The sequence below is a fragment of the Actinomadura rudentiformis genome (assembly GCF_008923185.1).
GTDB classification, from domain to species: domain Bacteria; phylum Actinomycetota; class Actinomycetes; order Streptosporangiales; family Streptosporangiaceae; genus Spirillospora; species Spirillospora rudentiformis.
Map to the genome: position 1 here is coordinate 1 of NZ_WBMT01000030.1, position 26,371 is coordinate 26,371.

General features: G+C 72.7%; 5 protein-coding genes. All 5 read left to right on the forward strand.

The features are described 5' to 3' along the window. Positions 1-26 precede the first annotated feature (26 nt). From F8566_RS50600 to F8566_RS44925, 5 genes are read left to right on the forward strand one after another with little or no spacing between them, the layout of a single operon-like run. On the forward strand, positions 27-7,955 hold the full coding sequence (locus F8566_RS50600) for a type I polyketide synthase (protein WP_264159540.1): 7,929 nt from the start codon (positions 27-29) through the stop codon (positions 7,953-7,955). Continuing rightward, positions 7,952-18,889, forward strand: coding sequence for a type I polyketide synthase (locus F8566_RS44910; RefSeq protein WP_151569716.1), 10,938 nt, complete (start codon positions 7,952-7,954; stop codon positions 18,887-18,889). The genes F8566_RS50600 and F8566_RS44910 overlap by 4 nt, the downstream gene beginning before the upstream one ends. A 13-nt stretch (positions 18,890-18,902) precedes the next feature. Then, the gene (locus F8566_RS44915) at positions 18,903-19,640 is read left to right on the forward strand and encodes a class I SAM-dependent methyltransferase (RefSeq protein WP_151569718.1); all 738 of its coding nucleotides are present in this window, start codon (positions 18,903-18,905) and stop codon (positions 19,638-19,640) included. Next, a complete protein-coding gene (locus tag F8566_RS44920; RefSeq protein WP_151569720.1) occupies positions 19,637-20,836 on the forward strand; it encodes a cytochrome P450 in 1,200 nt (399 codons plus the stop codon). Before F8566_RS44915 ends, F8566_RS44920 begins: the two co-directional genes overlap by 4 nt. 4 nt (positions 20,837-20,840) lie before the next feature. After that, positions 20,841-26,279 (forward strand): type I polyketide synthase, encoded by a 5,439-nt coding sequence (locus F8566_RS44925; protein ID WP_225994101.1) that lies wholly within the window; start codon positions 20,841-20,843, stop codon positions 26,277-26,279. The last annotated feature ends 92 nt before the right edge of the window (positions 26,280-26,371 follow it).

Consider the following 26,371-nt stretch of genomic DNA (forward strand, 5'->3'; position numbering starts at 1 on the left):
TGCAGGCGCTTCCGGGCGGTGGCGCGATGGTGGCGATCGCTGCGGACGAGGAAACGGTGCGGCCGTTGCTGAGGGCCGGGGTGGACATCGCGGCGGTGAACGGCCCGTCGTCAGTGGTGATCTCCGGTGTGGAGTCTGAGGTGCTGGAGATCGCGGATCGGTTCGCAAGGACGAAGCGGCTGAAGGTGTCGCATGCGTTCCACTCATCGTTGATGGAGCCGATGCTGGCGGAGTTCCGGCGGGTTGCCGAGTCGGTGACGTATCACCCGCCGCAGATTGCGATGGCGTCGGGTGAGGTGACGTTGCCGGAGTATTGGGTCCGTCAGGTGCGGGACACCGTCCGGTTCCATGACGCGGTCGAACAGGTCACCGACCAAGGAGCCACGTGCTTTTTGGAGATCGGTCCGGATGCCGCCTTGTCAGTGCTGATCGATGGCGGGATTCCAGCACTGCGCAGGGGCCAGTCTGAGACGCAAGCTCTGATCGCCGCCGTGGGGCGGCTGCATGTGAGCGGGGTGTCGCCCGACTGGGAGGCGTTCTTCGCCGGGCGGGACGTCCGCCGCGTCGACCTGCCGACCTACGCGTTCCGGCGCGAGCGGTTCTGGCTGGACGGGCGTACCGACGGCGACGACGCCGCCGCTCTCGGGCTGGACCGTGCCGATCATCCGCTGCTGGGCGCGCTGACCGTCGTGGCCGACTCCGGCGCGGTGGTGCTGACCGGGCGGCTCTCGGTGGCGGCGCAGCCGTGGCTCGCCGACCACGGAGTGGACGGCCAGGTGGTGCTGCCGGGCACCGCGTTCGTGGAACTGGCGATCCGGGCGGGCGACCAGGTCGGCGCGGACCGCATCGAGGAGCTGACCCTGATCGAGCCGCTCCGCCTCGACGAACGGAGCACGGTGCGCATCCAGGTCGTGGTCGGCGAACCGGATGACTCGGACGCCAGGACGGTGGGGATCTTCGCACTGGACGAGGACGGGTGGACGCGGCACGCGACCGGACTGCTCACCCGTTCCGCCGAGCCAGGCGGATTCGACCTGGCCGCCTGGCCGCCCGCGAACGCCGAGCGGATTCCGGTGGACGACCTCATGGACGGCCTGGCCGAATACGGCCTGGTCTACGGCCCCGCCTTCCAAGGGCTGCACGCCGCATGGCGGCGCGGCGACGACGTCTTCGCCGAAGTCACGCTGCCCGCCTCGACCGGAGACGACGCCGCCCGGTTCGCCATGCACCCCGCGCTCCTCGACGCGGCGACCCATGCGCTGCGGCTCGGCACCGGCAGAGCCCGGCTCCCGTTCTCCTGGTCCGGTGTCACGCTGCACGCCTCCGGCGCGGACACCCTGCGCGTCCGGTTCTCGCCCGCGGGCCCCGACGGGTTCGCCGCTGAGATCGCCGACGCGACCGGCGCCCGCGTCGCCTCGGTCGAATCGATCGTCTTCCGTCCGGTCGCCGCGGCACCGGCCGGTGGGAGCGGGGGAGGGCTCTTCCGCCTTGAGTGGAGCCCGGTCCTCCCGACCTCGGACGTCCATGACGGGGAGGTGCTGACCTGCCCGAGCGGCGAGGTTCCGGAGGTCGTCCGGGAGGTACTGGAGGGCCTGCGGACCTTCCTGGAGAGCGACCGGCCGGCGCTGGCCGTGGTGACCCGCGGTGCGGTGACCGTGCACGACGAGACGCCGGATGCGGCGAGTGCCGCGGTCTGGGGCCTGGTGCGCTCGGCGCAACTCGAACACCCCGACCGGATCCTCCTGATCGACTCCCCTGATCCCGTCGACCGGATCCCCGTGGCCGGGCCGCAGCTGGCGATCCGTGGCGGCGTCGCCCACGCGCCCCGGCTGACCCGGGTGGAGCCGTCGCCCGGGTCGTTCCGACCGGATGGGACCGTGCTGGTCACCGGGGCGTCCGGTGCCCTCGGCGGTGCCGTCGCGCGTCACCTCGTCACCGCGCACGGCGTCCGCCGCCTGGTCCTGGCGACCCGGCGTGGCAGCACCGGCCTCGCCGGCGAGCTGGCCGCGCTCGGAGCCGAGGTGACCGTCGCCGAGTGCGACGTCGCGGATCGTGAGGCCCTGGCCCGCGTCCTGGCGGAGATCCCCGACCTGACCGGCGTCGTGCACGCCGCGGGTGTGCTCGACGACGGCGTGCTCACCGAACTGACGCCCGAACGGTTCGAGGCGGTCATGGCGCCGAAGGTGACCGGCGCGCTGAACCTCCACGACCTCACCCGCGACCGCGAGCTGTCGGCGTTCGTGCTGTTCTCCTCGGTCTCCGGAACGCTCGGCGCACCGGGACAGGGCAACTACGCCGCCGCCAACGCGGCCATGGACGCCCTCGCCGCCCGGCGCCGCGCCGAGGGACTGCCCGCGCTGTCGCTGGCATGGGGCCCGTGGGTCACCGGCGAGGACGGGATGACCGCCGGGCTGAGCGCCGCCGACCGTTCCCGCATCTCACGCGGCGGCTTCCTGCCGCTGACCGCCGAACGAGGCCTGGAACTCTTCGACGCCGCGCTCGGCTCCGCACACCCGGTGGTCGTCCCCGCCCGGATGGCCGGGGCGGACGGCCGGGCGCGCACTCGCCCGGCGGCCGCCGGGCGCCGGGCGGCGACGGGACCGGCCGCCGTGCCCACCGACCGGGCGGGCATGCTGGAGCTGGTGCGCGGCCAGGTCGCGGCGACCCTCGGGCACGCCTCCGCCGCCGCCGTCGATCCCGGCCGGCCGTTCCACGAGCTGGGCTTCGACTCGCTCACCGCACTCGAACTCCGCAACGGTCTCAGCGCCGCCGTCGGGCGCCGACTGCCCTCGACGCTCGTCTTCGACTACCCGACCGCCACCGACCTCGCCGCCTACCTCCTCGACGAGCCGGGTGGCCGGGCCGCGAGCCCGGCTCCGGCTCCCGCTCCGGCCGCCGAACCGATCGCGATCGTTGGGATGGCGTGCCGCTTCCCCGGCGGCGTGCGGTCACCAGAGGACCTGTGGCGGCTGGTCGCCGAGGGCGTGGACGCCATCGGCGGCTTCCCCGTCGATCGCGGCTGGGATCTCGAGCGCCTGATCGACAGCACGGGCGAGACCCCGGGCACGACCTACGTCGGCGCGGGCGGTTTCCTCTACGACGCGGGCGACTTCGATCCCGGCTTCTTCGGTATCGCGCCGCGTGAGGCCGCGCTGGTCGATCCACAGCAGCGGTTGTTGCTGGAGGTGTCCTGGGAGGCGCTGGAGCGGGCCGGGATCGACCCGACGTCTCTGAAGGGCAGCCCGACCGGGGTGTTCGCCGGAGTCCAGTACCACGACTACGTCGGCAGCAACAGCACGGGAGCGATCGCCACCGGCCGCATCGCCTACACCTTCGGCCTCGAAGGACCCGCCGTCACGGTCGACACGGCATGCTCGTCGTCGCTGGTCGCGCTGCACTGGGCCGCGCGATCGCTGCTCGGCGGCGAGTGCTCGCTCGCGCTGGCCGGCGGCGTGACCGTCATGGCGACGCCCGAGACGTTCGTGGAGTTCAGCCGCCAGCGCGGCCTGGCGCCCGACGGCCGCTGCAAGGCCTTCGCCGAGTCCGCCGACGGCACTGCCTGGTCCGAAGGCGTCGGCATGGTCGTCCTGGAACGCCTCTCCGACGCGCGCCGCAACGGCCATCCCGTCCTCGCCGTCCTTCGGGGAAGCGCGGTCAACCAGGACGGCGCGTCCAACGGGCTCACCGCCCCGAACGGCCCGGCGCAGCAGCGCGTGATCCGTCGCGCCCTCAACGACGCGGGCCTGTCCGCCGCCGAGGTCGACCTGGTCGAGGCCCACGGCACCGGTACGACGCTCGGCGACCCGATCGAGGCCGAGGCGCTCCTGGCCACCTATGGGCAGGACCGTCCAGCCGACCGGCCCCTCCGCCTCGGCTCGATCAAGTCCAACATCGGGCACACGCAGGCGGCGGCCGGAGTCGCCGGCGTCATCAAGACGGTCATGGCCATGGAGAACGGCGAGTTCCCCAGGACACTGCACGCCCGCATCCCGACGACGCACGTGGACTGGTCCGGCGGCGAACTGGAGCTCCTCACCGAGCAGGCTCCCTGGCCCTTGAACGGGCATCCGCGCCGGGCAGGGATCTCCTCGTTCGGCGTCAGCGGCACCAACGCCCACGTGATCATCGAGCAGGCCGAGCGGGACGACGACCGCGCCGCGCCGGTGCCCTCGCCGGTCGTCGCGTGGCCGGTCTCCGCCCGGACCCGCGCCGCGCTTCGCGCCCAGGCCGAACGTCTCCTCGCGCATGTCGACGACGCGCCCGGCACCGACCCCGCCGACCTCGGCTACTCCCTGGCCGCCGGGCGAGCGTCGTTCGAGCACCGCGCGGTCATCGTCGGCCGTGACCGGGGCGAACTCCTCACGGGACTCCTCGCCCTGGTCGACGGCGAGGACGCACCGGGTCTCGTTCAGGGTGTCGCCGACGGAGCCGGCAAGACGGCGTTCCTGTTCTCGGGTCAGGGTTCGCAGCGGGTGGGGATGGGCCGGGAGCTGTATGAGGCGTTCTCGGTGTTCGCTGAGGCTTTCGATGCGGTGGACGCCGAGTTCCCGTTCTCGCTGCACGAGGTCATCGCTGATGAGCGTGTCCATCAGACGGCTTACACACAGGCTGCTTTGTTCGCCTTCGAAGTGGCGTTGTATCGGTTGGTGGAGTCGTGGGGTGTGCGTCCGGATTGGCTGGTGGGTCATTCGATTGGGGAGTTGGCGGCTGCGCATGTGTCCGGGGTGTGGTCGCTGCCGGATGCGGCTCGTTTGGTGGAGGCGCGTGGCCGTTTGATGCAGGCGCTTCCGGCTGGTGGCGCGATGGTGGCGATCGCCGAAGCCGAAGAGGTCGTCCGGCCGCTGCTGAGGGCCGGGGTGGACATCGCGGCGGTGAACGGCCCGTCGTCAGTGGTGATCTCCGGCGTGGAAGCGGAGGTCATTGACATTGCGAGTCGGTTCGCAAGGACGAAGCGCCTGAAGGTGTCGCACGCGTTCCACTCGGGGTTGATGGAGCCGATGCTGGCGGAGTTCCGGCGGGTTGCCGAGTCGGTGACCTATCACCCGCCACAGATACCGATGGCCTCCGGCGAGGCGGCCTCACCGGAGTACTGGGTGCGGCAGGTACGCGAGGCCGTCCGGTTCCATGACGCGGTCGAGCAGGTCAGCGGCCAAGGGGTGACCCGTTTCCTGGAGATCGGCCCGGGCGCCGCCTTGTCGGCGCTGGTCGGGGACGCCGTCCCGGCGCTGCGCAGGGACCAGCCCGAGCCCAAGGCCCTGGTCACCGCCGTCGCTCAGCTGCACGTGAACGGCAGGTCCCCGCAGTGGCGGGCCTTGTTCGAGGGCGCCAGGACGGTGCCGCTGCCCACCTACCCGTTCCAGAGGGAGAGGTACTGGATGTCCGTACCCGGAGCAGAGGCGGACGCGGCGTCGATGGGGCTCGCATCGGTCGAGCACCCGTTGCTGGGCGCCGCGATCGAGTCCGCCGAATCAGAAGAGGTCCTGTTCAGCAGCCGGCTGTCGGTGGAGACACACCGCTGGCTGGCCGATCACGCGGTCGGCGGCGCGGTGCTGTTTCCAGGAGCCGGCCTGGTCGAGATGCTGATCCGGGCTGGTGACGAGGTCGGCTGCGGCCGGATCGAGGAGCTCACGCTCGAAGCCCCGCTGGTGCTGCCCGAGCGGGGCGCACGCCAGGTGCAGGTGGCGGTGAGCGCGCCCGACGGCGGCGGCGCCCGCACGGTGAACGTCTACTCGCGTGCCGAAGGCTCGGCCTGGACACGGCACGCCTCCGGGGTCCTGGTCCCGGGCACGGCCGACGCCTCGTTCGGCCTGACGTCGTGGCCGCCGCCCGGCGCCGAGCCCATCGCGATCGACGGTCTGTACGACGAACTCGCCGAGCGCGGCGTCGACTACGGCGCGGCCTTCCGCGGCCTGCGGTCCGCATGGCGGCTCGGCGACGAGGTCTTCGCCGAGGTGAGCCTCGCCGAGCCCGACCGGAGCCAGGCCGGCGAGTACGGCCTGCATCCGGCGCTCCTGGACGCCGCCCTCCACGCCGCGGGTCTGGCGAAGGAAAGCGACGAGGTGGCGCTCCCGTTCTCCTGGTCGGATGTGGAGCTGTACGCGACGGGCGCCGGCGATCTTCGCGTTCACGTGCGGGAGTCCTCGCTCCATCTCGCGGACGTCGCCGGACACCCGGTCGCCTCGATCGGCGGCCTGGTGCTCCGCCCCCTCCCGGCCGGAGGACTCGGAGCGGCGCACGGCCCGGACGACGCGCTCTACAAGCTCGCGTGGGCCCCCGGGGCCGTCCCGGCGTCCGCGCCCTCCTCCTGGAGCATGTACGAGGACCTCGTGGACGGCGCCGCCACGGCCCCCGACGTGGTCGTCCTGCCGGTCACGGGAGGCATGGACGCCCCCGCCGTCCACACCGCGACGAGCCGGATGCTGACGACCCTCCAGCAGTGGCTTTCGGAAGACCGCTTCGCGTTCTCACGGCTGGTGATCCTCACCCGGGGCGCGGTGGCGCTGCCCGGCGAGGACATCGCCGACCTGGCGGGAGCGGCCGTCTGGGGCCTGGTCCGCTCCGCGCAGAACGAGCACCCCGGCCAGTTCCTCCTCATTGACGCGGACGCCGGAACCGATGTCGCGGACATCGTGTCGATCGATCGGCCGCAGGCAGTGGTCAGAGGTGGCAGGACGCATCTGCCGAAGCTGACCGGTGTCCCGTCCGGCGCGTCCGGCGCATCCGGCGGGGGAGGCACCGACCTCGGTGACGGCACCGTGCTGGTCACAGGTGGTACCGGCGGTCTCGGCCGGATCGTCGCCCGGCACCTGGTCGAGCACCACGGGGCCCGCGACCTGCTGCTGGTCGGCCGCCGGGGCGCCGCCGCCGAAGGCGCGGCCGAGCTGCGGGCAGAGCTGACCGGCCTGGGCGCGGACGTCTCGATCGAGGCCTGTGACCTCGCGGACCGGAGCGCCACGGCCGAACTGCTCTCCGGCCGGAAGGTCACCGCCGTGTTCCACACGGCGGGCGTCCTGGACGACGGCACCATCATGAGCCTGACCCCGGACCGGGTCGGCACCGTTCTGCGGCCCAAGGTGGACGCGGTCCTCAACCTCCACGAACTGATCCCCGGCCACGACCTCAGGGCGTTCGTGCTCTTCTCCTCCGCTGCCGGTGTTCTCGGCACGTCCGGTCAGGGCAACTACGCCGCGGCCAACACGTTCCTGGACGCTCTGGCGTGGCACCGTGACGCCGCCGGGCTGGCGGCGCGGTCGCTGGCCTGGGGGCCCTGGGCGAGCGGCATGGCGGACGGGATCGGCGAAGAGGACCTCGCAGGCACCGGCCTGGCGGCCCTCTCCACCGAGGAGGGGCTGGCGCTGCTGGACGCGTCGGGGGTTGCCGTCGAACCGGCACTGGTGCCCGTACGGCTGGACCTGTCGACCCCGGACCTCCCGTTCCTCCTGCAGACCCTCGCCGACAACGCGCCGGCACGACGGTCCGTCGCGGCGGCCGGCGAGCCGGAGGAGGGGACCGGGTCGCTCCGCGACCGGCTCGCCGGCCTGCCGAAGGCGGAACGGGACTCCGCCCTGCTCAAGCTGGTCCGCGGGGAGGCGGCGGCGATCCTCGGCCACCCCGACCTCGACGCGGTCGGATCCGACCGGCCGTTCCACGAGGTCGGCTTCGACTCGCTGGCCGCGGTCGGGCTCCGCAACAAGCTGACCTTCGCGGTCGGCAGGCGGCTGCCCGCCACCCTGGTCTTCGACTACCCGACCCCGAGGGCCCTGTCCGGATACCTCGCCGCAGAGATGTTCCCCGACGAGCCGGACACGCCGCCCGGTGCCCCTCCGGTCGAGGACCGGCCCCCGGGCCTGACGGAGAGCTCGATCGACGCCCTGGACACCGACACCTTGATCAGCATGGCCCTGCGGGGCAGCGACCTTGACGACGTTGAAACGGGAGAAGTGAGCGTGCGATGAACAAGCCCGACGAGAGAGTGGTCGCCGCCCTCCGCGCCTCGATGAAGGAGACCGAGCGCCTCCGCGAGCAGAACACCAGGCTCACCGAAGCGCAGCGTGAGCCGATCGCGATCGTCGGCATGGCGTGCCGGTTCCCGGGCGGGGTGACCACGCCCGGGGAACTGTGGCGGCTGCTGGCCGACGGCGGCGACGGGGTCGGCGAGTTCCCGGCCGACCGCGGCTGGGACCTGGACCGGTTGTTCGCTGGGGACGGCAGGCCCGGCACGAGCGCGGTCCGCGAGGGCGGCTTCCTGCACGAGGCCCCCGAGTTCGACGCCGACTTCTTCGGCATCAGCCCGCGCGAGGCGCTGCTCATGGATCCGCAGCAGCGGCTGCTGCTGGAGACGTCGTGGGAGGCGATGGAACGGGCCGGGATCGACCCGCACCGCCTGAAGGGCAGCCAGACGGGCGTCTTCGCCGGGGTGATGTACCACAACTACCCGGGCAGCTACGGCTCGTCCGGTGTGGTGTCCGGCCGCCTGGCCTACACCTTCGGCCTGGAGGGACCGGCCGTCACGGTCGACACGGCGTGCTCGTCGTCGCTGGTCACGCTGCACATGGCCGTGCAGGCGCTGCGCCGCGGCGAGTGCTCCCTCGCCCTGGCCGGCGGCGTGACCGTCATGGCGACCCCCCGGACGTTCATCGAGTTCAGCATGGACGGGACGCTGTCCGGCGACGGGCGCTGCCGCGCGTTCGCGGAGTCGGCGGACGGCACCGGCTGGTCCGAGGGCGCCGGGATGGTGCTGGTGGAACGCCTGTCGGACGCCCGACGCCTCGGCCATCCGATCCTGGCCGTCATCCGGGGCAGCGCCGTCAACCAGGACGGCGCCTCCAACGGCATGACGGCCCCCAACGGGCCCGCGCAGCAACGCGTCATCAAGCAGGCGCTCGCCGACGCCGGCCTGACCGCAGACCAGGTCGACGCGGTCGAGGCGCACGGCACCGCCACCGTGCTCGGCGACCCGATCGAGGCACAGGCGCTCTTGGCGACCTACGGCCGGGAGCGTCCCGGCGACCGGCCGCTGTGGCTGGGCGCGGTCAAGTCCAATCTCGGGCACACGCAGGCCGCGGCGGGCGTCGCCGGGGTCATCAAGATGGTGGAGGCGCTCCGGAACGGGCTGCTGCCCAAGACGCTCCACGTGGACGAGCCCAGCCGGCACGTGGACTGGGCCGAAGGGCAGGTCCGGCTTCTCACCGAGCCCGTCCCGTGGGGACGCAACGGCCATCTGCGCCGCGCGGGCGTCTCGTCATTCGGGCTGAGCGGCACCAACGCCCATGTGATCCTCGAAGAGGCGCCCGAGGCCAAGGACGACGCGCCGCCGGTCCTGCCCCGGCCCGGCGCCGGGATCCCGTGGGTCCTGTCCGCGCGCAGCCGCGCGGCCCTCCGGGCTCAGGCGCGCCGCCTGCTCACCCACGCGACCGGGGCCGACGCGGCCCCGGCCGACATCGGCCTCTCCCTCGCCACGACCCGCGCCTCGTTCGAGCACCGCGCAGTGATCGTCGGCACCGACCGCGACACGCTGCTGGACGGCGTCCAGGCACTCGCCGACGGCACCGAGGCACCCGGCCTCTTCCAGGGACTGGTCCGCGGTGAGCCCGAGACCGCCTTCGTCTTCTCAGGCCAGGGTTCGCAGCGGTTGGGGATGGGCCGGGAGCTGTACGAGGCGTTCCCGGCGTTCGCTGACGTCTTCGACGCTGTGGATGCCGAGTTCCCGTTCTCCCTGCATGAGGTCGTCGGCGAGGAGCGGCTCAATCAGACGGCGTACACGCAGGCCGCCCTCTTCGCCATCGAGGTCGCGCTGTATCGCCTGGTCGAGTCGTGGGGTGTGCGTCCCGATCGGCTGGCCGGTCACTCGATCGGTGAGCTTGCGGCGGCGCATGTGGCCGGAGTCTGGTCGCTGCCGGATGCGGCTCGCTTGGTGGAGGCCCGTGGCCGCCTGATGCAGGGGCTCCCGGCCGGCGGCGCGATGGTCGCGATCGCCGCATCGGAGGAGACGGTGCGGCCGCTGCTGACCGCCGGGGTGGACATCGCGGCGGTGAACGGCCCGTCATCGGTGGTGATCTCCGGTGCCGAGGCTGAGGTGCTGAAGGTCGCGGAGCAGTGCGCCAGGACCAAGCGCCTCGATGTGTCGCACGCGTTCCACTCTGCGCTGATGGAGCCGATGCTGGCCGAGTTCCGCCAGGTCGCGGAGTCCGTGACGTACCAGGCGCCGATGCTGCCCGCCGTGTCCACCGTGACCGGTGAGCGTGTCACGGCCGCCGACTGGGGCACGCCCGAGTACTGGGTGCGGCAGATCCGGCAGGCGGTCCGGTTCCACGACGCGATCACCAACCTCAAGGCCGAGGGGGTCAACCGCTTCCTGGAGATCGGGCCGGACGGGACTCTCACGGGGCTGATCGACGACGCCGTCGCCGTCCCGGCCCTGCGCCGCGACCGGCCGGAGGAGGAAGGCCTGACCGCGGCGCTCGCCCGGCTCCATGTCGCCGGCGTCTCCCCGGACTGGGCCTTGTTCTTCGCCGACCGCGGCGCGCGGCTCACCGATCTCCCGACCTACGCGTTCCAGCGGAAACGGTTCTGGCTGGAGCCGTCGTCGGCCGAGTCCGACCCGGCCGCGATGGGCCTGACCCGCGTCGACCACCCGCTGCTCGGCGCGGCGGTCGAGATGGCCGACGGCGCAGGGCTGCTGTTCAGCAGCAGGCTCTCGGCCGAGACCCATCCGTGGCTGGCCGGGCATCGCGTCGGCGACGCGGTGCTGCTGCCCGGCGCGGCCTTCGTCGAGCTGGCCGTCCGCGCCGGTGACGAGGTCGGGTGCGGGCGGATCGAGGAGCTCACGATCGGCGCTCCGCTGGTGCTGCCCGAGTGCGGGTCGGTGCGGCTGCAGGTCGTGCTCGGCGGCCCGGACGAGTCGGGAACGCGTCCGGTGTCGGTGTACTCCCGGCCCGACGGCACCGGCACCGAGGCGCCGTGGACGCGGCACGCGACCGGCATCCTGACGCCCGGCGGAAGGCGGGAACCGGAGGATCTCACCGCCTGGCCCCCGGCGGGCGCCGAGCCGGTCGCGGTCGAAGGACTCTATGACGACCTGGCCACCACCGGACTGATCTACGGCGAGGCGTTCCAGGGTCTGCGCGCCGCCTGGCGGACGACCGGCGGGGAGATCTTCGCCGAGGTCGGGCTGCCCGGCCACGTTCGTGAGCAGGCCGAGGAGTACGGCCTGCACCCCGCGGTCCTGGACGCCGCCCTGCATGCCATCGCCCTGACCGGCGGGGGCGACGGCGAGGTCACGGTGCCGTTCGCCTGGTCCGGCTTCGAGCTCTATGCCACGGGTGCCGCCGATCTGCGCGTCCGGGTGAAGCGGAACGACGACGGGGTGTCGCTGGATCTCGCCGACAGCGCCGGGCGCCCGGTCGCGTCGGTGCGGTCGCTGGTCCTTCGTGCGCTTCCGGAACAGCGGGCCACCACCCGCGACCCGCTGTACCGCATCGACTGGGTGCAGCGGGCGATGCCCGCCGCCGGAGCCGGTCCCGAGCCGGAACTGCTGCGGGTCCGGCACGACACCGGCATCCGGGCGGTCCTGGAGGCCGTGCGGTCCTGGGTGACGGCCGAGGGTTCCGGAACGCTGGTCGTGCTGACCGAAGGCGCGGTCGCCATGCCCGGCGAGGACGTCCCGAACCTGGCCGGTGCCACCGCCTGGGGTCTGGTCCGTTCCGCGCAGACCGAGCATCCGGGCCGGATCGTGCTGGTCGACACCGACGCCGAACAGGACGCGATCACGCTCTTGCCCGGCATCCTGGAGTCCGGCGAGGGCTCGGTGATGGTCCGTGACGGCGTCATCCGCGTTCCGCGCCTCACCACCGCGCCGGCATCCGGCAGCGGAACGCCGGACTTCGGCGACGGCACCGTCCTGGTGACCGGCGGCACGGGTGCGCTGGGCCGGCTGGTCGCCCGCCATCTGGTGGAACGCCACGGTGTGCGAAGGATCCTCCTGGTCAGCCGCAGCGGCGCCGCGGCCGAGGGTGCGGAAGAACTGCGGGCCGAGCTGACCGGCCTGGGCGCGGAGGCCGGGATCGAGGCCTGCGACCTCGCCGACCGCGACGCCGCCGACCGGCTCCTGTCCAACCGCCGGATCTCCGCGGTCGTGCACTGCGCCGGAATCCTGGACGACGGCGTGATCACCGCGCTGACGCCCGAACGTCTGGACGCGGTCCTGCGGCCCAAGGTCGACGCGGCACGCAACCTGCATGAGCTGACCCGGGACCACGAGGTCAAGGCGTTCGTGCTCTTCTCCTCGGCCGCGGGTCTGTTCGGCGCGCCGGGCCAGGCCAACTACGCCGCGGCCAACGCGTTCCTCGACGCGCTGGCCCAGCACCGTCGCGCGAACGGCCTTCCCGCGCAGTCCCTCGCCTGGGGCCAGTGGGCCGACGCGGGTGGCATGGACGCCGCCGACGCGGGGTCGCGCAGGAGCGGGGGCGGCATCCTCGCCCTTACCGGCGACGAGGGCCTGTCCCTCTTCGACAAGGCGATGGCCGTGGACGAGGCGGTCCTGGTCCCGGTCAGGCTGGACATGGCCGAGCTCCGTTCCGCGCCCGGCGAGCTCCCGGACCTGCTCCGCGGCCTTGTTCCCGCCACGCGCCGGACCGCGGCCGACCGTGAGGACGGACTCGCCGTGCTCGCCGGCCTGTCCCCCGAAGAACGGTTCGACGCCCTCCAGGAGATGGTCCGCGGCCACGTCGCCGCCGTCCTCGGGCACAGCTCGCCGCAGGCGGTGGACGTCGACCGGGCGTTCCAGGACCTCGGATTCGACTCGCTGACCGCCGTCGACCTGCGCAACCGGCTGAGCGGCGCCACCGGCGCGCAGCTGCCCGCGACCATCGTCTTCGACCATCCGACGGCGTCCGCGCTGACCGCCTACCTTCAGGAGGTCCTCGCCGGTGCGGAGGAGGAGCCCGGCGACACCGGCCTCGTCGTGACCGAGGCCGCCGACGACGAGCCGATCGCGATCGTCGGGATGTCGTGCCGCTTCCCCGGCGGGGTCGCCTCGCCCGAGGACCTGTGGCGGCTGGTCGCCACAGGCGCCGACGGCATCTCGGCCTTTCCCGCCGACCGGGGCTGGGACCTCGACAGCTGGTTCGGCGACGGCCCCGGGACGACCGCGCAGCCGCAGGGCGGGTTCGTCGCCGGGGCTACCGACTTCGACGCCGGCTTCTTCGGGATAAGCCCGAACGAGGCCGTGATGATGGACCCGCAGCAGCGCATGCTCCTGGAGGCGTCCTGGGAGGCCATCGAACGCGCCGGGATCGACCCGGTCTCCCTGCGTGGGACGCCGACCGGCGTCTTCGCCGGCGTCATGCAGGCCGACTACGACCCGGGGATGTTCGGGACGTTCGACCACGCCGCGGGCTTCCGCAGCGTCAGCATGGGCATCAGCATCGTGTCCGGCCGCGTCGCCTACGCGCTCGGCCTCGAAGGCCCGGCGGTGTCGGTCGACACGGCCTGCTCGTCCTCGCTGGTGGCACTGCACTGGGCGATCCAGGCACTGCGGCGCGGCGAGTGCTCGCTCGCCCTGGCCGGAGGCGTCACCGCCATCGCGTCCCCCAACGTCTTCGTCGGCTTCGAGCAGGCGAGCGGTCTCGCCACCGACGGCCGTTGTAAGGCGTTCGGCGCGGGCGCGGACGGAGTCGGCTGGGCCGAGGGCGTCGGCGTGCTGGTGGTCGAGCGTCTTTCCGACGCCCGCCGCAACGGTCATCAGGTGCTGGCGGTGGTGCGGGGAAGCGCGGTCAACCAGGACGGCGCGTCCAACGGGCTCACCGCGCCGAACGGCCCGTCCCAGGAGCGCGTGATCCGGCGGGCGCTGGCCGTCGCCGGGCTGACTCCCGACGACGTCGACGCGGTCGAGGCGCACGGCACCGGGACCACCCTGGGGGACCCGATCGAGGCCCAGGCGCTGCTGGCGACGTACGGCAAGGACCGTGACCGGCCGCTGTTCCTCGGCTCGGTCAAGTCCAACCTCGGGCACACCCAGGCCGCGGCCGGTGTCGCCGGTGTCATCAAGACCGTGATGGCGCTGCGGACCGGCGAACTCCCCAAGACCCTCCACGCCGACGAACCCACCCCGCACGTCGACTGGTCAACCGGCAACGTCGCGCTCCTCACCGAGACCATCCCCTGGCCCGACACCGGCAGGCCCCGCCGCGCGGGAGTCTCCTCGTTCGGCCTCAGCGGAACGAACGTCCACACCATCCTTGAGCAGGCCCCGGAACCCGAGCCTCGCCCCGAGGCGCCCGTTCCGCCTTCTGAGGACGACGGCGCCGCGCTCCCGCTCCTTCTCTCCGCGCGCAGCCGCGACGCCGTACCGGCGCAGGCCGGACGGCTCCTCGCCCACCTGGCCGAGCGCCCCGAGGAGAGCCTGCTCGACGTCGCCTACTCGCTCGCCACGGGGCGTTCCCCTGACAAGCACCGCGCGGTCGTCGTCGGCGCCGGCCGCGACGAGCTGATCAGCACTCTCTCCGCTCTCGCGCAAGACGACCCGGCGCCGGGACTCGTCCGCGCGGAGGCGCGTCCCGGTGGCAGGACAGCCTTCCTCTTCGCCGGCCAGGGCACCCAGCGCCCGGGCATGGGCCAGGAGCTGTACGAGGCGTTCCCGGTGTTCGCCGAAGCCTTCGACGACGTCTGCGCACGCTTTGACCGCTTCCTGGACCGGCCTCTGCGCGAGGTGATGTTCGCGGAGGAGGGCTCGGTCCAGGCACGGCTGCTGGATCAGACGACGTTCACCCAGGCGGCGCTGTTCGCCTTGGAGGTCGCGATGTTCCGGCTCATGGAGTCGTGGGGTGTGCGTCCCGACTACCTGGCTGGCCACTCCGTCGGTGAGCTGGCCGCGGCGCACGTCGCGGGCGTCCTGTCGCTGAAGGACGCCGTGAAGCTGACCGCGACCCGCGGCCAGCTGATGCAGGAACTCCCGGCGGCCTGCGCGGTCGTCGAGATCCAGGCCACCGAGGACGAGGTCCGCCCGACGCTCACCGACGGCACCGACATCGCGGCGGTCAACGGCCCCGAGGCCGTCGTGGTCTCGGGAGACGAGGACGAGGTCCTCGACATCGTGGCCCACTGGGACGGCCGGGACCGCGCCACCCGGCGGCTGCCGATCAAACGGCCCGTGCACTCGCCGTTGGTCGAGGAGATGCTGGACGAGCTGTTCGACACCGCCGACGAGCTGTCGTACGAACCCCCCGAGATCCCGATCGTGTCGACCGTCACCGGCGAGGTGATCGCGCCCGACGACCTGTGCGATCCCGAGTACTGGGTCGACCAGGTGCGGCAGGCGGTCCGCTTCATGGACGCCGTCCGGACCCTGGAGGCGGCGGGCGTCGACCGGTTCGTCGAGATCGGACCCGGCGGTGCCCTGTCGGGAATGGCACGGCAGTGCCTCACCGGTGCGTCCGGCGACGCGACGCTCATCCCCGTTCTCCGCAAGGGACGGCCCGAGGCCGTCGCGGCGCTGACCGCGGCCGGGACGCTCCATGCCACCGGCCTGGACCTGGACTGGAAGCGGTTGTTCGCCGGGCGCGGCGCAAGGCGGGTGACGCTGCCGCCCTACGCGTTCCACCGGCAGCGGTTCTGGCCCGAGATGGACGCGATGTGGGCGGACGGCGAGCTGTCCGCCGCCGGGGTCGACCCGACCGCGCACCCGCTGGCCGGCGGGGTCGTCCGCCTCGCGGGATCTGGCGGCGCGGTCCTCACCGGGCGGCTGTCGACCGGCTCGCAGCCCTGGCTGGCCGACCACGCCGTCGGCGGCGCCGCGATCGTGCCCGGCGCGGCGCTGGTGGAGATCACCAGGCAGGCCGGAGACCAGGTCGGCTGCGGCCGGATCGACGAGCTGACCTTGGAGGCACCGCTGGTCCTGCCCGAGCGCGGCGGCGTCCAGCTGCAGGTCACCGTCGAGGACCCGGACGGCACCGGCACCGCCGCCGTGACGATCTACTCGCGGCCCGAAGGCGGCGGCGAGGGGACACGGGACGACTGGACACGGGACGATTGGACACGGCACGCCGCCGGCATCGTCTCCGCCGCGACCGCGCCGGTGCCCGCGAGCCGCACCGCCTGGCCGCCGGAGGGCGCCGAGCCGATCGAGACCGAGGGCCTGTACGAGGCGTTTGCGGACGCGGGGCTGGCCTACGGCCCGTCCTTCCGCGGTCTCACCGCCGCCTGGCGGGCGGCGGACAGCGGCGAGATCTTCGCCGAGGTCGCCCTGCCGGAGGAGGCGAGCTGGCAGGCCGGGCGCTTCGGCCTCCACCCGGCCGCGCTGGACGCCGCCCTGCACGCCATCGGCCTGAGCGACGGCGTCACGGTCGAGTCGGCGATGCCGTTCGCCTGGTCGGGCGTGGAGTTCTTCTCGACCGGTGCCGACCGGCTGCGCGTCCGGGTGACGCCCACCGCGCCCGACGCCGTGTCCGTGGAACTGGACGACCAGTCCGGCGCCCCGGTCGCGCGGGTCGGCTCTCTCGTCCTGCGCCCGGCGGGGGCCACCGGCGCGGCGAGCACCGGCCACCGCCACCTCTACACCTGGACGTGGACGCCGATCACACTCGCCCCCCCAGCGGACGCGGTAACGGATGTGACGGTCCTGGAAGTCTCGGGCATGGCCTCGCACGAGGTCCTCACCGCCCTCCAGGACTGGATCGCGGAGGAGCGGCCCGGCAGGTTCACCGTGGTCACGCGGGGCGCCGTGGCGCTCGACGGAGAGGACGTCCTCGACCTCACCGGGGCCGCGGTCTGGGGCCTGGTCCGTTCGGCCCAGTCCGAGGATCCGGACCGGTTCCTCCTTGTCGACGCCGACAACGATCCCGCTGAGTTGCTCCCGGGCCTGGTCGCCACGGGTGAGCCTCAGGCGGTCATCAGGAACGGCGTCGTGCACGGCGCCCGCCTGGCCCGCCCGGCACCTGTGGACGGGCCTGCGTCGGGCACGTTCAACTCCGGCGGCACGACGCTGATCACCGGCGCGAGCGGGACGCTGGGCGGGCTCCTCGCCCGGCACCTGGTCACCGAGCACGGCGTCCGCCATCTGGTGCTGGCCAGCCGCAGCGGCGGCGGCACCGACCTGGCCGCCGAACTGCGCGAACGGGGCGCGGAGGTCACCCTCGCGGCCTGTGACGTCGCCGACCGGGCCGCCGTCGACGAGCTGATCGAGCAGATCCCGGCCGACCGTCCGCTCACGGCCGTCGTGCACGCCGCCGCGGTCCTGGACGACGGTGTCCTCACCTCCCTGACCAGGGACAGGATGGAGGCGGTGCTGCGGCCCAAGGCCGACGCCGCGCTGGTCCTGCATGAAGCCACCGCGCACCTGGATCTGTCGGCGTTCGTGCTGTTCTCCTCGGCCGCCGGGCTGTTCGGGACGCCGGGCCAGGGCAACTATGCCGCCGCCAACGCGTTCCTCACGGGCTTGGCCGCGCACCGCCGCGCGCTTGGCCTGCCCGCGCAGGCGCTGGCCTGGGGTCTGTGGTCGGAGACCAGCGAGCTGACCGGCGGGCTCGCTGACGCCGACCGCGCGCGCATCGCCCGCGACGGCATGCGGGCGCTGACCGCACAGGAGGGCCTGGCCCTCTTCGACGCGGCACTCGCCCGGCCCGAGCCGCTGCTGATCCCGATCAAGCTCGACCGGGGCGCCGCCTCCGAAGGGGAGGTCCCGCACCTGTTGCGCGACCTGGTCACCACCGGGCGGTCCAGCGCCACCGCCGCCGAGGGCGCCGAGGGCACGGGCGTCGATGTGGCTGGGCTGGACGAGAGGGGCCTGTGCGATCTCGTCCGGGATTACTCCGCCGCCCTGCTGGGCCACGCCGGCGGGGAGGCCATCGATCCGCATCGGCACTTCCTGGAGTCCGGGTTCGACTCGCTGGTCGCCGTCGAGCTGCGCAACCGGCTCAACGCCGCCACCGGCCTGCGGCTGCCCGCGACGGTCGTCTTCGACCACCGGACACCGGCCGAGCTGGCCGCCCACCTGCGTTCCAAGCTCGGTGCCGTCACGACTGCGGATCCGCAGGCGGCGCCGGACCCGGCCGCCGAGACGCTCCGGGACCTGTTCCGGGAGGCCGTCCATGCCGGAAAGCTGTCCGAGGGTCTCGACATGTTGCGTGCGGTCGCGGCCGTCCGCCCGAGCTTCGGCGCCTCCACCGGCTCTGCCTCCGCCCAGGCGGTCACCCTCGCCGAGGCGGCGGGGCGGCCCAGGCTGCTGTGCCTCAGCACGCCGATGGCGATGGGCAGCCCCTACCAGCACGTGAAGCTGGCCGGGCACCTCCGGGGAACGCACGAGGTCGCGGGACTGCCCGTACCCGGGTTCGTGACAGGCGAGCGCCTTCCCGAATCGGTCGAGGCCTTGGTCACCGTGCTGGCCGGCAGCGTGCTGGACGCCGCCGGGGACGATCCGTTCGTGCTGCTCGGGTACTCCTCCGGCGGCCTCCTCGCCCACGCCGTCGCCGAACGCCTCGAACAGTCGGGGCGCGGACCCGCCGGCGTCGTGCTCATCGACACCTACACGGTCGCCCACACCGCCGATCACGACGATGAGGGCGAGTTCCTGGACTCCATGGAGGAACTGGCCACCGGTCTCCTGGAACGGGAGGCGTCCTACGGCCCGTTCGACACCGCCAAGCTGTCGGCGATGGCGCGCTACATCGATCTCATGCCGGAGATCCCGATCGGCGCGCTGGAGGCCCCCGTCCTCTTCGTCCGCCCCGAGGACCCCATCAACCCGGAGGCGGCGGCCGGAGGTGACGGCTGGCGCAACGGCTGGGCCACCGCCGAGACGGTGCTGACCGTTCCGGGCGACCACTTCACGATCGTCGAGGACCGCGTCTCCACCACCGCCGAGGCCATCGAGGGCTGGCTCACCGCCCGCGCCTGAAAGGAGAACAGAGATGTACGAGGCCGAAGACGCCGAGATCTACGACCTGGTCCACGAGGGACGCGGCAAGGACTACGCGGCCGAGTCCAAGACCGTCATCGAACTCATCCTCGACAACAAGCCAGGCGCCGCGTCCCTGCTGGACGTCGCCTGCGGCACCGCGGGACACCTGGCCTGCTTCGCCGAGCAGTTCACCGAGGTCGAGGGGCTGGACGTGTCGGAGGACATGCTGGTCACGGCCAGGAAGCGGGCTCCCGGCGCCAGGTTTCACCTGGGCGACATGCGCGACTTCGACCTCGGCCGCACGTTCGACGCGGTCACCTGCCTGTTCGCCTCCGTCGGGCACATGCGTTCCACCGGGGAGCTGGCGGCGGCGCTGCGCACCTTCGCCCGGCACACCGCGCCCGGCGGTGTGGTGGTGGTCGACCCGTGGTGGTTCCCGGAGACGTTCATCCCCGGTTACATCGCCGCCGACGTCGTCGAGGCCGCCGGGCGGACGGTGGCGCGGATCTCGCACTCCTCTGTCGAGGGAGACGCGACCCGCATGGACGTGCACTACCTGGTCGCCGACATCGAGTCCGGCATCCGCCACATCGCCGAGTCGACCCTGATCACCCTCTTCACCCGGGCCGAGTACGAGGCGGCCTTCGAGCAGGCGGGCCTCACCCCGACCTACATCGAGGGCGGCCTCGCGGGCCGCGGCCTCTTCGTCGGTGTCCGCCGTTCGGATGATCAGGGGGCCGGGCGATGAGCGCCGCCGGACGACGGATCCGCAAGTACCCGTTCGACATGCATGAGCTCGACGTCTCGCCGTTGTACGCGCGGCTGCGTGAGCAGGAGCCGCTGAGCCGTGTCCAACTGCCCTACGGGGAGCCCGCCTGGCTGGCCACCCGCTACGACGACGTGAAGCTGGTGCTCAGCGATCCCCGCTTCAGCCGGGAGCTCGCCCAGGGCCTCGACCAGCCGAGACTGCGCTCGGAGAACACCGACGACGGCATCATGGGCATGGACCCGCCTGACCACACCCGGCTGCGCCGCCTGGTGGGCAAGGCGTTCACCGCCCGCCGCGTCGAGCGGATGCGCGCCGAGGTCAAGGCCCGTGCCGGCGAACTCATCGACACCATGGTCGAGGGGGGAGGCCCGGCCGACCTGGTCGAGCAGTTCGCGCGTCCGCTGCCCGTGTCGGTCATCTGCGACCTGCTCGGCGTACCCTACTCCGACCACGTGCGGTTCCGCCGCTGGACCGAGGCGCTCACCAACGACGAGACCACCAGCGGCGAGGTGCTCGCCGAGATCGGCCCGGAGCTCGACGCCTACCTGGGCGAGCTGATCGCCGAACGCCGCCGGAATCCCACCGACGACCTGCTCGGCAGCCTCGTTCGCGCCCGCGACGACGGGGACCGCCTCAGCGAGGCGGAGCTGATCTCCATTGCGGGGCCCGGCCTGCTCACCGGTGGTGCCGAGACCGTGGCCTCCGGCATCCCGAGCTTCGCCTTCCACCTCCTGACCCACCCGGACGAGCTGGCGCGGCTGCGTGCCGAACCGGGCCTGATGCGCACGGCCGTCGAGGAGCTGCTCCGGTTCATCCCGATCAACACCGCGGCGATGTTCGCCCGCTACTCCATGGAGGACGTGCGGCTCGGCGACGTGACCATCCGCGCGGGCGAGCCCGTGCTGCCGGCGCTCGCCGCCGCCAACCGTGATCCCGCGGTCTTCGACGATCCCGAACGCGTGGACCTCGCCCGCGCCAAGAACCCCCACCTGGCGTTCGGGCACGGTCCGCACCACTGCATCGGCGCCCAGCTGGCCCGGCTGGAGCTCCAGGTGGCCTTGGAGACCCTCCTCGAACGTTTCCCCGCCCTCCGGCTCGCGGACGGGCCGGAAGGCGTGAAGTGGAAGTTCGGTGTGATCGTCCGTGGCCCTGCCGAACTCCGAATCACCTGGTGAGCTGATGGCTACTTCGTCCGACCAGATAGTCGAAGCGCTGCGCGCGTCCCTTTTGGAGAACGAGCGCCTGCGCCGGGAGCTCAGCGAAGCCTCCGAGCCGTCCGAGGCCCCCGAGCGCCCCGAAAGTCCAGCCGAGCCGATCGCCATCATCGGGATGGGATGCCGGTTCCCCGGTGGCGTGACCGGACCGCAGAGCCTCTGGCGCCTGGTCGACGGTGGAACGGACGCGATCTCCGGCTTCCCCGCCGACCGGGGCTGGGACCTCGACGGCCTCTACGACCCCGAACCGGGCCTGCCCGGACGCAGCTGCGCCAACGAGGGCGGGTTCCTCCACGACGCGGCCGACTTCGACGCCGGCTTCTTCGACATCTCACCGCGCGAGGCCCTCGGCATGGACCCGCAGCAGCGCCTGATGCTGGAGACGTCCTGGGAGGCCGTCGAACGCGCCGGAATCGTCCCCTCGGCCCTCCGGGGCAGCCGGACCGGCGTCTTCTGCGGCGTGATGTACCACGACTACGGCGCCGGCAGCAGCGACGGCAGCCTCGTCTCCGGCCGCGTCTCGTACACCCTCGGGCTGGAGGGCCCGGCCGTCACCGTCGACACCGCCTGCTCGTCCTCCCTGGTCGCGCTGCACTGGGCAGCCGAGTCCCTGCGCCGGGGCGAGTGCTCGCTCGCGCTCGCCGGAGGGGTGACGGTCATGGCCGCACCCGACATGTTCGTGTACTTCTCCGAGCAGCGGGGCCTGGCCGCTGACGGCCGCTGCAAGGCCTTCGGCGCCGCCGCCGACGGCATCGGCTGCTCCGAGGGCGCCGGTGTACTCCTGATGGAACGCCTCTCCGACGCCCGCCGCAACGGTCACCCGGTCGCCGCCGTCGTCACCGGCAGCGCGGTCAACCAGGACGGCGCCAGCAGCGGCTTCACCACGCCCAACGGTCCCGCGCAGCAACGCGTCATCCGGCAGGCCCTCGAATCCGCGCGCCTGGCGCCCGCCGACATCGACGTCGTCGAGGCCCACGGCACGGGTACCAGGCTCGGCGACCCCATCGAGGCCCGTGCGCTGCTCACCGCCTACGGCCAGGACCGGCCCGCCGGGCGGCCGCTCCTGCTGGGCTCGATCAAGTCGAACCTGGGCCACACCCAGGCCGCCGCCGGGGCCGCCGGGATCATCAAGATGGTCGAGGCGCTCCGCAACCGCCGCGTTCCGCCGACGCTGCACGCCGGCGAGCCGTCGCCCCACGTCGACTGGTCGGCGGGCCAGGTGCGCCTCGTCACCGAAGCCGTCCCCTGGGAACCGGATCCTGACCGCCCCCGCCGTGCCGGGGTCTCGTCGTTCGGCCTGAGCGGCACCAATGCCCACGTCATCATCGAAGAGGCACCAGGGAATGGGCTCCCGGAACAGCCTGACGCGCCGTCCGGCGACCGGTCCACTGGCCGCACCCTGCCGTGGCTCCTGTCCGCACGTTCACCTGAAGCCCTGCGCGCACAGGCCGCCCAGCTGCTGCCTCACGCGGCTCAGCACCCGGCGTCGGTCATCGGCCGTTCGCTGGCGCTCACGCGTTCCCACTTCGAACACCGCGCGGCCGTGCTCGGCGCGGACCGTGAAGAACTCGTCAAGGCCCTCGCCGCTCTCGCTGACGGCACGGACTCACCCGGTCTCGTTCAAGGGAAGGCGCGTACCGGACGCGCGAAGACCGCGTTCCTCTTCACCGGCCAAGGTTCACAACGTCCAGGCATGGGGCGTGACCTCTATGGCACGTATCCGGCCTTCGCGGAAGCCTTCGACGAGATCTGCGCCGAATTCGACGAGCACCTGGACCGTCCCATCAAGGACGTCGTCTTCGGAGAAGACGCCGGGATCCTCGACCAGACCGTCTACGCCCAGGCCGGGCTCTTCGCCCTGGAGGTGGCCCTCTTCCACCTGTTGCGATCGTGGGGAGTCTCTCCCGACATGGTCACCGGCCACTCCCTCGGTGAACTGGTCGCCGCCCATGTCAGCGGTGTCCTCACCTTGCCGGACGCCTGCACCCTCGTGGCGGCCCGCGGCCGTCTGATGCAGGCACTGCCCCCAGGAGGCGCGATGGCCGCCATCGCCGCCTCCGAGGCCGAGGTCCGTGCGGTCCTGACCGAGGGGACCGGCCTGGCCGCGGTGAACGGCCGCGCTTCCGTCGTCGTCTCCGGCGCGGCGGACGAGGTCGAGCTGATCGCGGCGCGTTTCGAAGCCGAGGGCCGCAGGGTCTCCCGGCTGCGGGTCTCGCACGCCTTCCACTCGCCGCTCATGGAACCGATGCTGGATGACTTCCGCCGGGTCATCGGGAAGCTGGCGTTCCACCCGCCGGGCATCCCACTCGTCTCCAACGTCACCGGCGAGGTCGCCGCACCCTCTGAGCTCGGCTCACCCGGGTACTGGGTCCGGCATGTCCGCGCAACGGTCCGCTTCGGCGACGGCGTGGACACCCTCCTGGCCAGCAAGGTCACACGCCTGGTCGAGGTCGGCCCCGACGCCGTTCTCACCGGCCTGATCGGCTCCGACGACCACCTCTGCGTTCCGCTCCTCCGCCGCGACACGGGCGAGTCCAGGTCGCTCATGACGGCCCTGTCCCGCCTCCATGCCGACGGCGCACGCATCGACTGGAACGAGGTCTTCGCGCCGTCGTCCCACCCCGTGGAACTCCCGACCTACCCGTTCCAGCGCAGGCGCTACTGGCAGGACGTCGCCACCCAGAACGGCGATCCCGGCAGCCTCGGCCTCGCGGGGACCGGGCATCCCCTCCTCGCCGCGACCATGCGTCACGCCGACCGGTCCGGAGCCACCCTCACCGGGCGGATCTCCCTCGCCACTCACCCGTGGCTCGCGGCTCACGAGATCGGCGGATCCGTCCTGCTCCCCGGAACGGCCTTCGTGGAGCTGGCACGCCGAGCGGGAGAAGAGGTCGGCTGTGACGTCGTCGAGGAACTCACCCTCGAAGCGCCCCTGGAACTCCCGCCCACGGGATCGACGACCCTGCAGGTGACGGTGGTCGCCGGCGCGGACGACGCGGACCGTTTCAAGGTCTCGATCTACTCCGGACGCGAAGACGGCCCGTGGACCCGCCACGCCGAGGGCGTCCTCACCACGGGCGCCGAGCCCCGGTCCTTCGACTTGATCGCATGGCCTCCACCGGGCGCGCAGCCCGTCGGCATCGAGGGCCTCTACGACGACCTGGCCGCCCAAGGCCACCGTTACGGTGCCGCCTTCCAGGGCCTGGCCGCGGCCTGGACCCACAACGACGAGATCTTCGCCGAGGTCACCCTTCCCCAGGAGAGCGGCTTCGGCCTCGACCCGGCCGCCCTGGACTCGGCTCTGCACGCGATCGGCCTGAACGCACCCGCGAGCGCGAGGCCGATGCTGCCGTTCGCCTGGTCACAGGTCGAGCTGTACGCGACCGGCGCACGTGCCCTCCGCGTCCGCATCTCGCCGTCCGGCCAGGAGTCGGTCTCCCTGAGACTGGCCGACACCGCCGGAGCCCCGGTCGCCTCGATCGGATCCCTGACCCTGCGCGCCCTGCCCGCCCAGGCCGCCCAGACTGCCTCCACCGAGTCCCTCCATCGCGTGGACTGGACCAGGGCACCCGCCGGCGAACCCGTGGCCGGTGCCGGAATCTGTGCGGTCTTGGGCGACGACGATCTGGGCCTGAACGTCGAACGCCACGCCGACCTCGCCGACGCGCTGGCCTCGGACGCCCCCACACCGGACACCGTGTTCGTTCCGTGTCCGGCTCCCGAAGCGGGCGACACTCCCGCCGCGGCCCGGTCCGTCGCCGCACAGTCCCTCGCCCTCGTCCAGTCCTGGCTGGCCGAGGAACGGTTCGAGTCATCCCGCCTGGTCATGGTGACCCATCGCGCCGTCGCCCTGGGCGACACGATCAACCTGCCGCAGACGCCGGTCTGGGGTCTGCTCCGCTCCGCCCAGCTGGAGAACCCCGGCCGGATCGTTCTCCTGGACCTGGACGGGCCCACACCACCCGGTCTCCTGCTTCGCGCCATCGCCACCGACGAGCCCGCCCTGGCCATCCGCGACGGCGAGATCCTCGCTCCCCGGCTGGCCACCCTGCGTGCCGATGAGCCCGCCCAGGCAGGCCCGGCGCCCGGCGGAACGATCCTCATCACCGGTGGCACAGGTGTGCTGGGCAGCCTGGTCGCGCGTCACCTCATCGAAGAACACAAGGCCGAGCACCTCATCCTGACCAGCCGCAGGGGCCTTGCGGCTCCGGGCGCCGATGCCCTCCTCGCGGAGCTGCGCGCCCTCGGCGCCGAGGTGACCATCGAGGCCTGTGACGCGGCCGACCGCGGCGCCCTGTCCGAACTCCTGCGCTCGATTCCCGGCTCGCGTCCGCTGACGGCCGTGATCCATGCCGCGGGCGTCCTGGACGACGGCATCGTCACCGCCCTGGACCAGGACCGGATGGACACCGTTCTGCGTCCGAAGATCGACGCGGCCTGGAACCTGCACGAGCTGACCAGCGAGCTGGCCGGGGACCTGACCGCGTTCATCCTCTTCTCCTCCGCGGGTGGAGCCATGGGCGCCGCGGGCCAAGGCAACTACTCGGCCGCCAACACCTTCCTGGACGCCCTGGCCGTTCACCGCCGGAACCTCGGCCTGCCCGCGGTCTCCCTCGCCTGGGGCCTCTGGGCGGAAGGCGGCCTGGGCGAGAACCTTCAGGACACGGACGTCATCCGCATGAAGCGCACCGGCGTGCTGGGCCTGCGCGTAGGTGAAGGCCTTCGCCTCTTCGACGCGGCCTTCACCGCGCCGGAACCGCTCCTCGTTCCGGTCCGCCTCGACCTGGCCTCGATCCGCCACCAGCAGGACGGCGTCCCGCACATCCTGCGCGGCATGGTCGCCACCCGTCGGCGCCCGACCGCGACCACCGCACAGGCCACCTCATGGCCGGCGCGCCTGGCAGGCCGTTCCGAGGGGGAGGCGGAACGCGTCCTCCTCGGCCTCCTGCGCGCCGAAGCCGCCATCGTCCTCGGCCACGCCTCTGCGGAGGCCATCGACCCCGATCGGGGCTTCCTGGAGCTCGGGTTCGACTCCCTCACGGCCGTCGAGCTCCGCAACCGTCTCGCCGCGCACACCGACCTGCGGCTGCCCGCGACCCTGATCTTCGACCACCCGTCCGTGACCGCCCTGGCCGGGCATCTCCGCACCGTCCTGGCCGGCCGTCTCCGTACCGCCGTGGCGGGCGACGACGCCTCAGCGGATCTCGATGTCCAGATCGACCGGCTGGCGGCGGCCTTGACGGCGACCACCCCCGACTCCCGGCGCCACCAGGAGATCGCGGCCCGTCTCCGCGACCTCGCGGCCGCCTGGTCGTTCCGGCACGAGGACGACCATCACTTGGAGACGGCCAGCGCGGACGACCTCTTCGACATCCTCGACGAGGAACTGGGCGCCGCCGAGTAGCCCGAGTAGCCGAGTAGCCCGAGTAAGCCGAGTAGCCCGAGTCAAGAGTCATGGCCCGATCACGTCGACGAACCCGAATGCCCGGGTCCAGC

What these genes read in the sequence shown, in the direction of transcription:
- F8566_RS44920 (WP_151569720.1), top strand. Translation starts at nt 19,637, where the DNA reads ATGAGCGCCGCCGGACGACGGATCCGCAAGTACCCGTTCGACATGCAT.
- F8566_RS50600 (WP_264159540.1), top strand. Translation starts at nt 27, where the DNA reads ATGGTGGCGATCGCTGCGGACGAGGAAACGGTGCGGCCGTTGCTGAGG.
- F8566_RS44915 (WP_151569718.1), top strand. Translation starts at nt 18,903, where the DNA reads ATGTACGAGGCCGAAGACGCCGAGATCTACGACCTGGTCCACGAGGGA.
- F8566_RS44925 (WP_225994101.1), top strand. Translation starts at nt 20,841, where the DNA reads ATGGCTACTTCGTCCGACCAGATAGTCGAAGCGCTGCGCGCGTCCCTT.
- F8566_RS44910 (WP_151569716.1), top strand. Translation starts at nt 7,952, where the DNA reads ATGAACAAGCCCGACGAGAGAGTGGTCGCCGCCCTCCGCGCCTCGATG.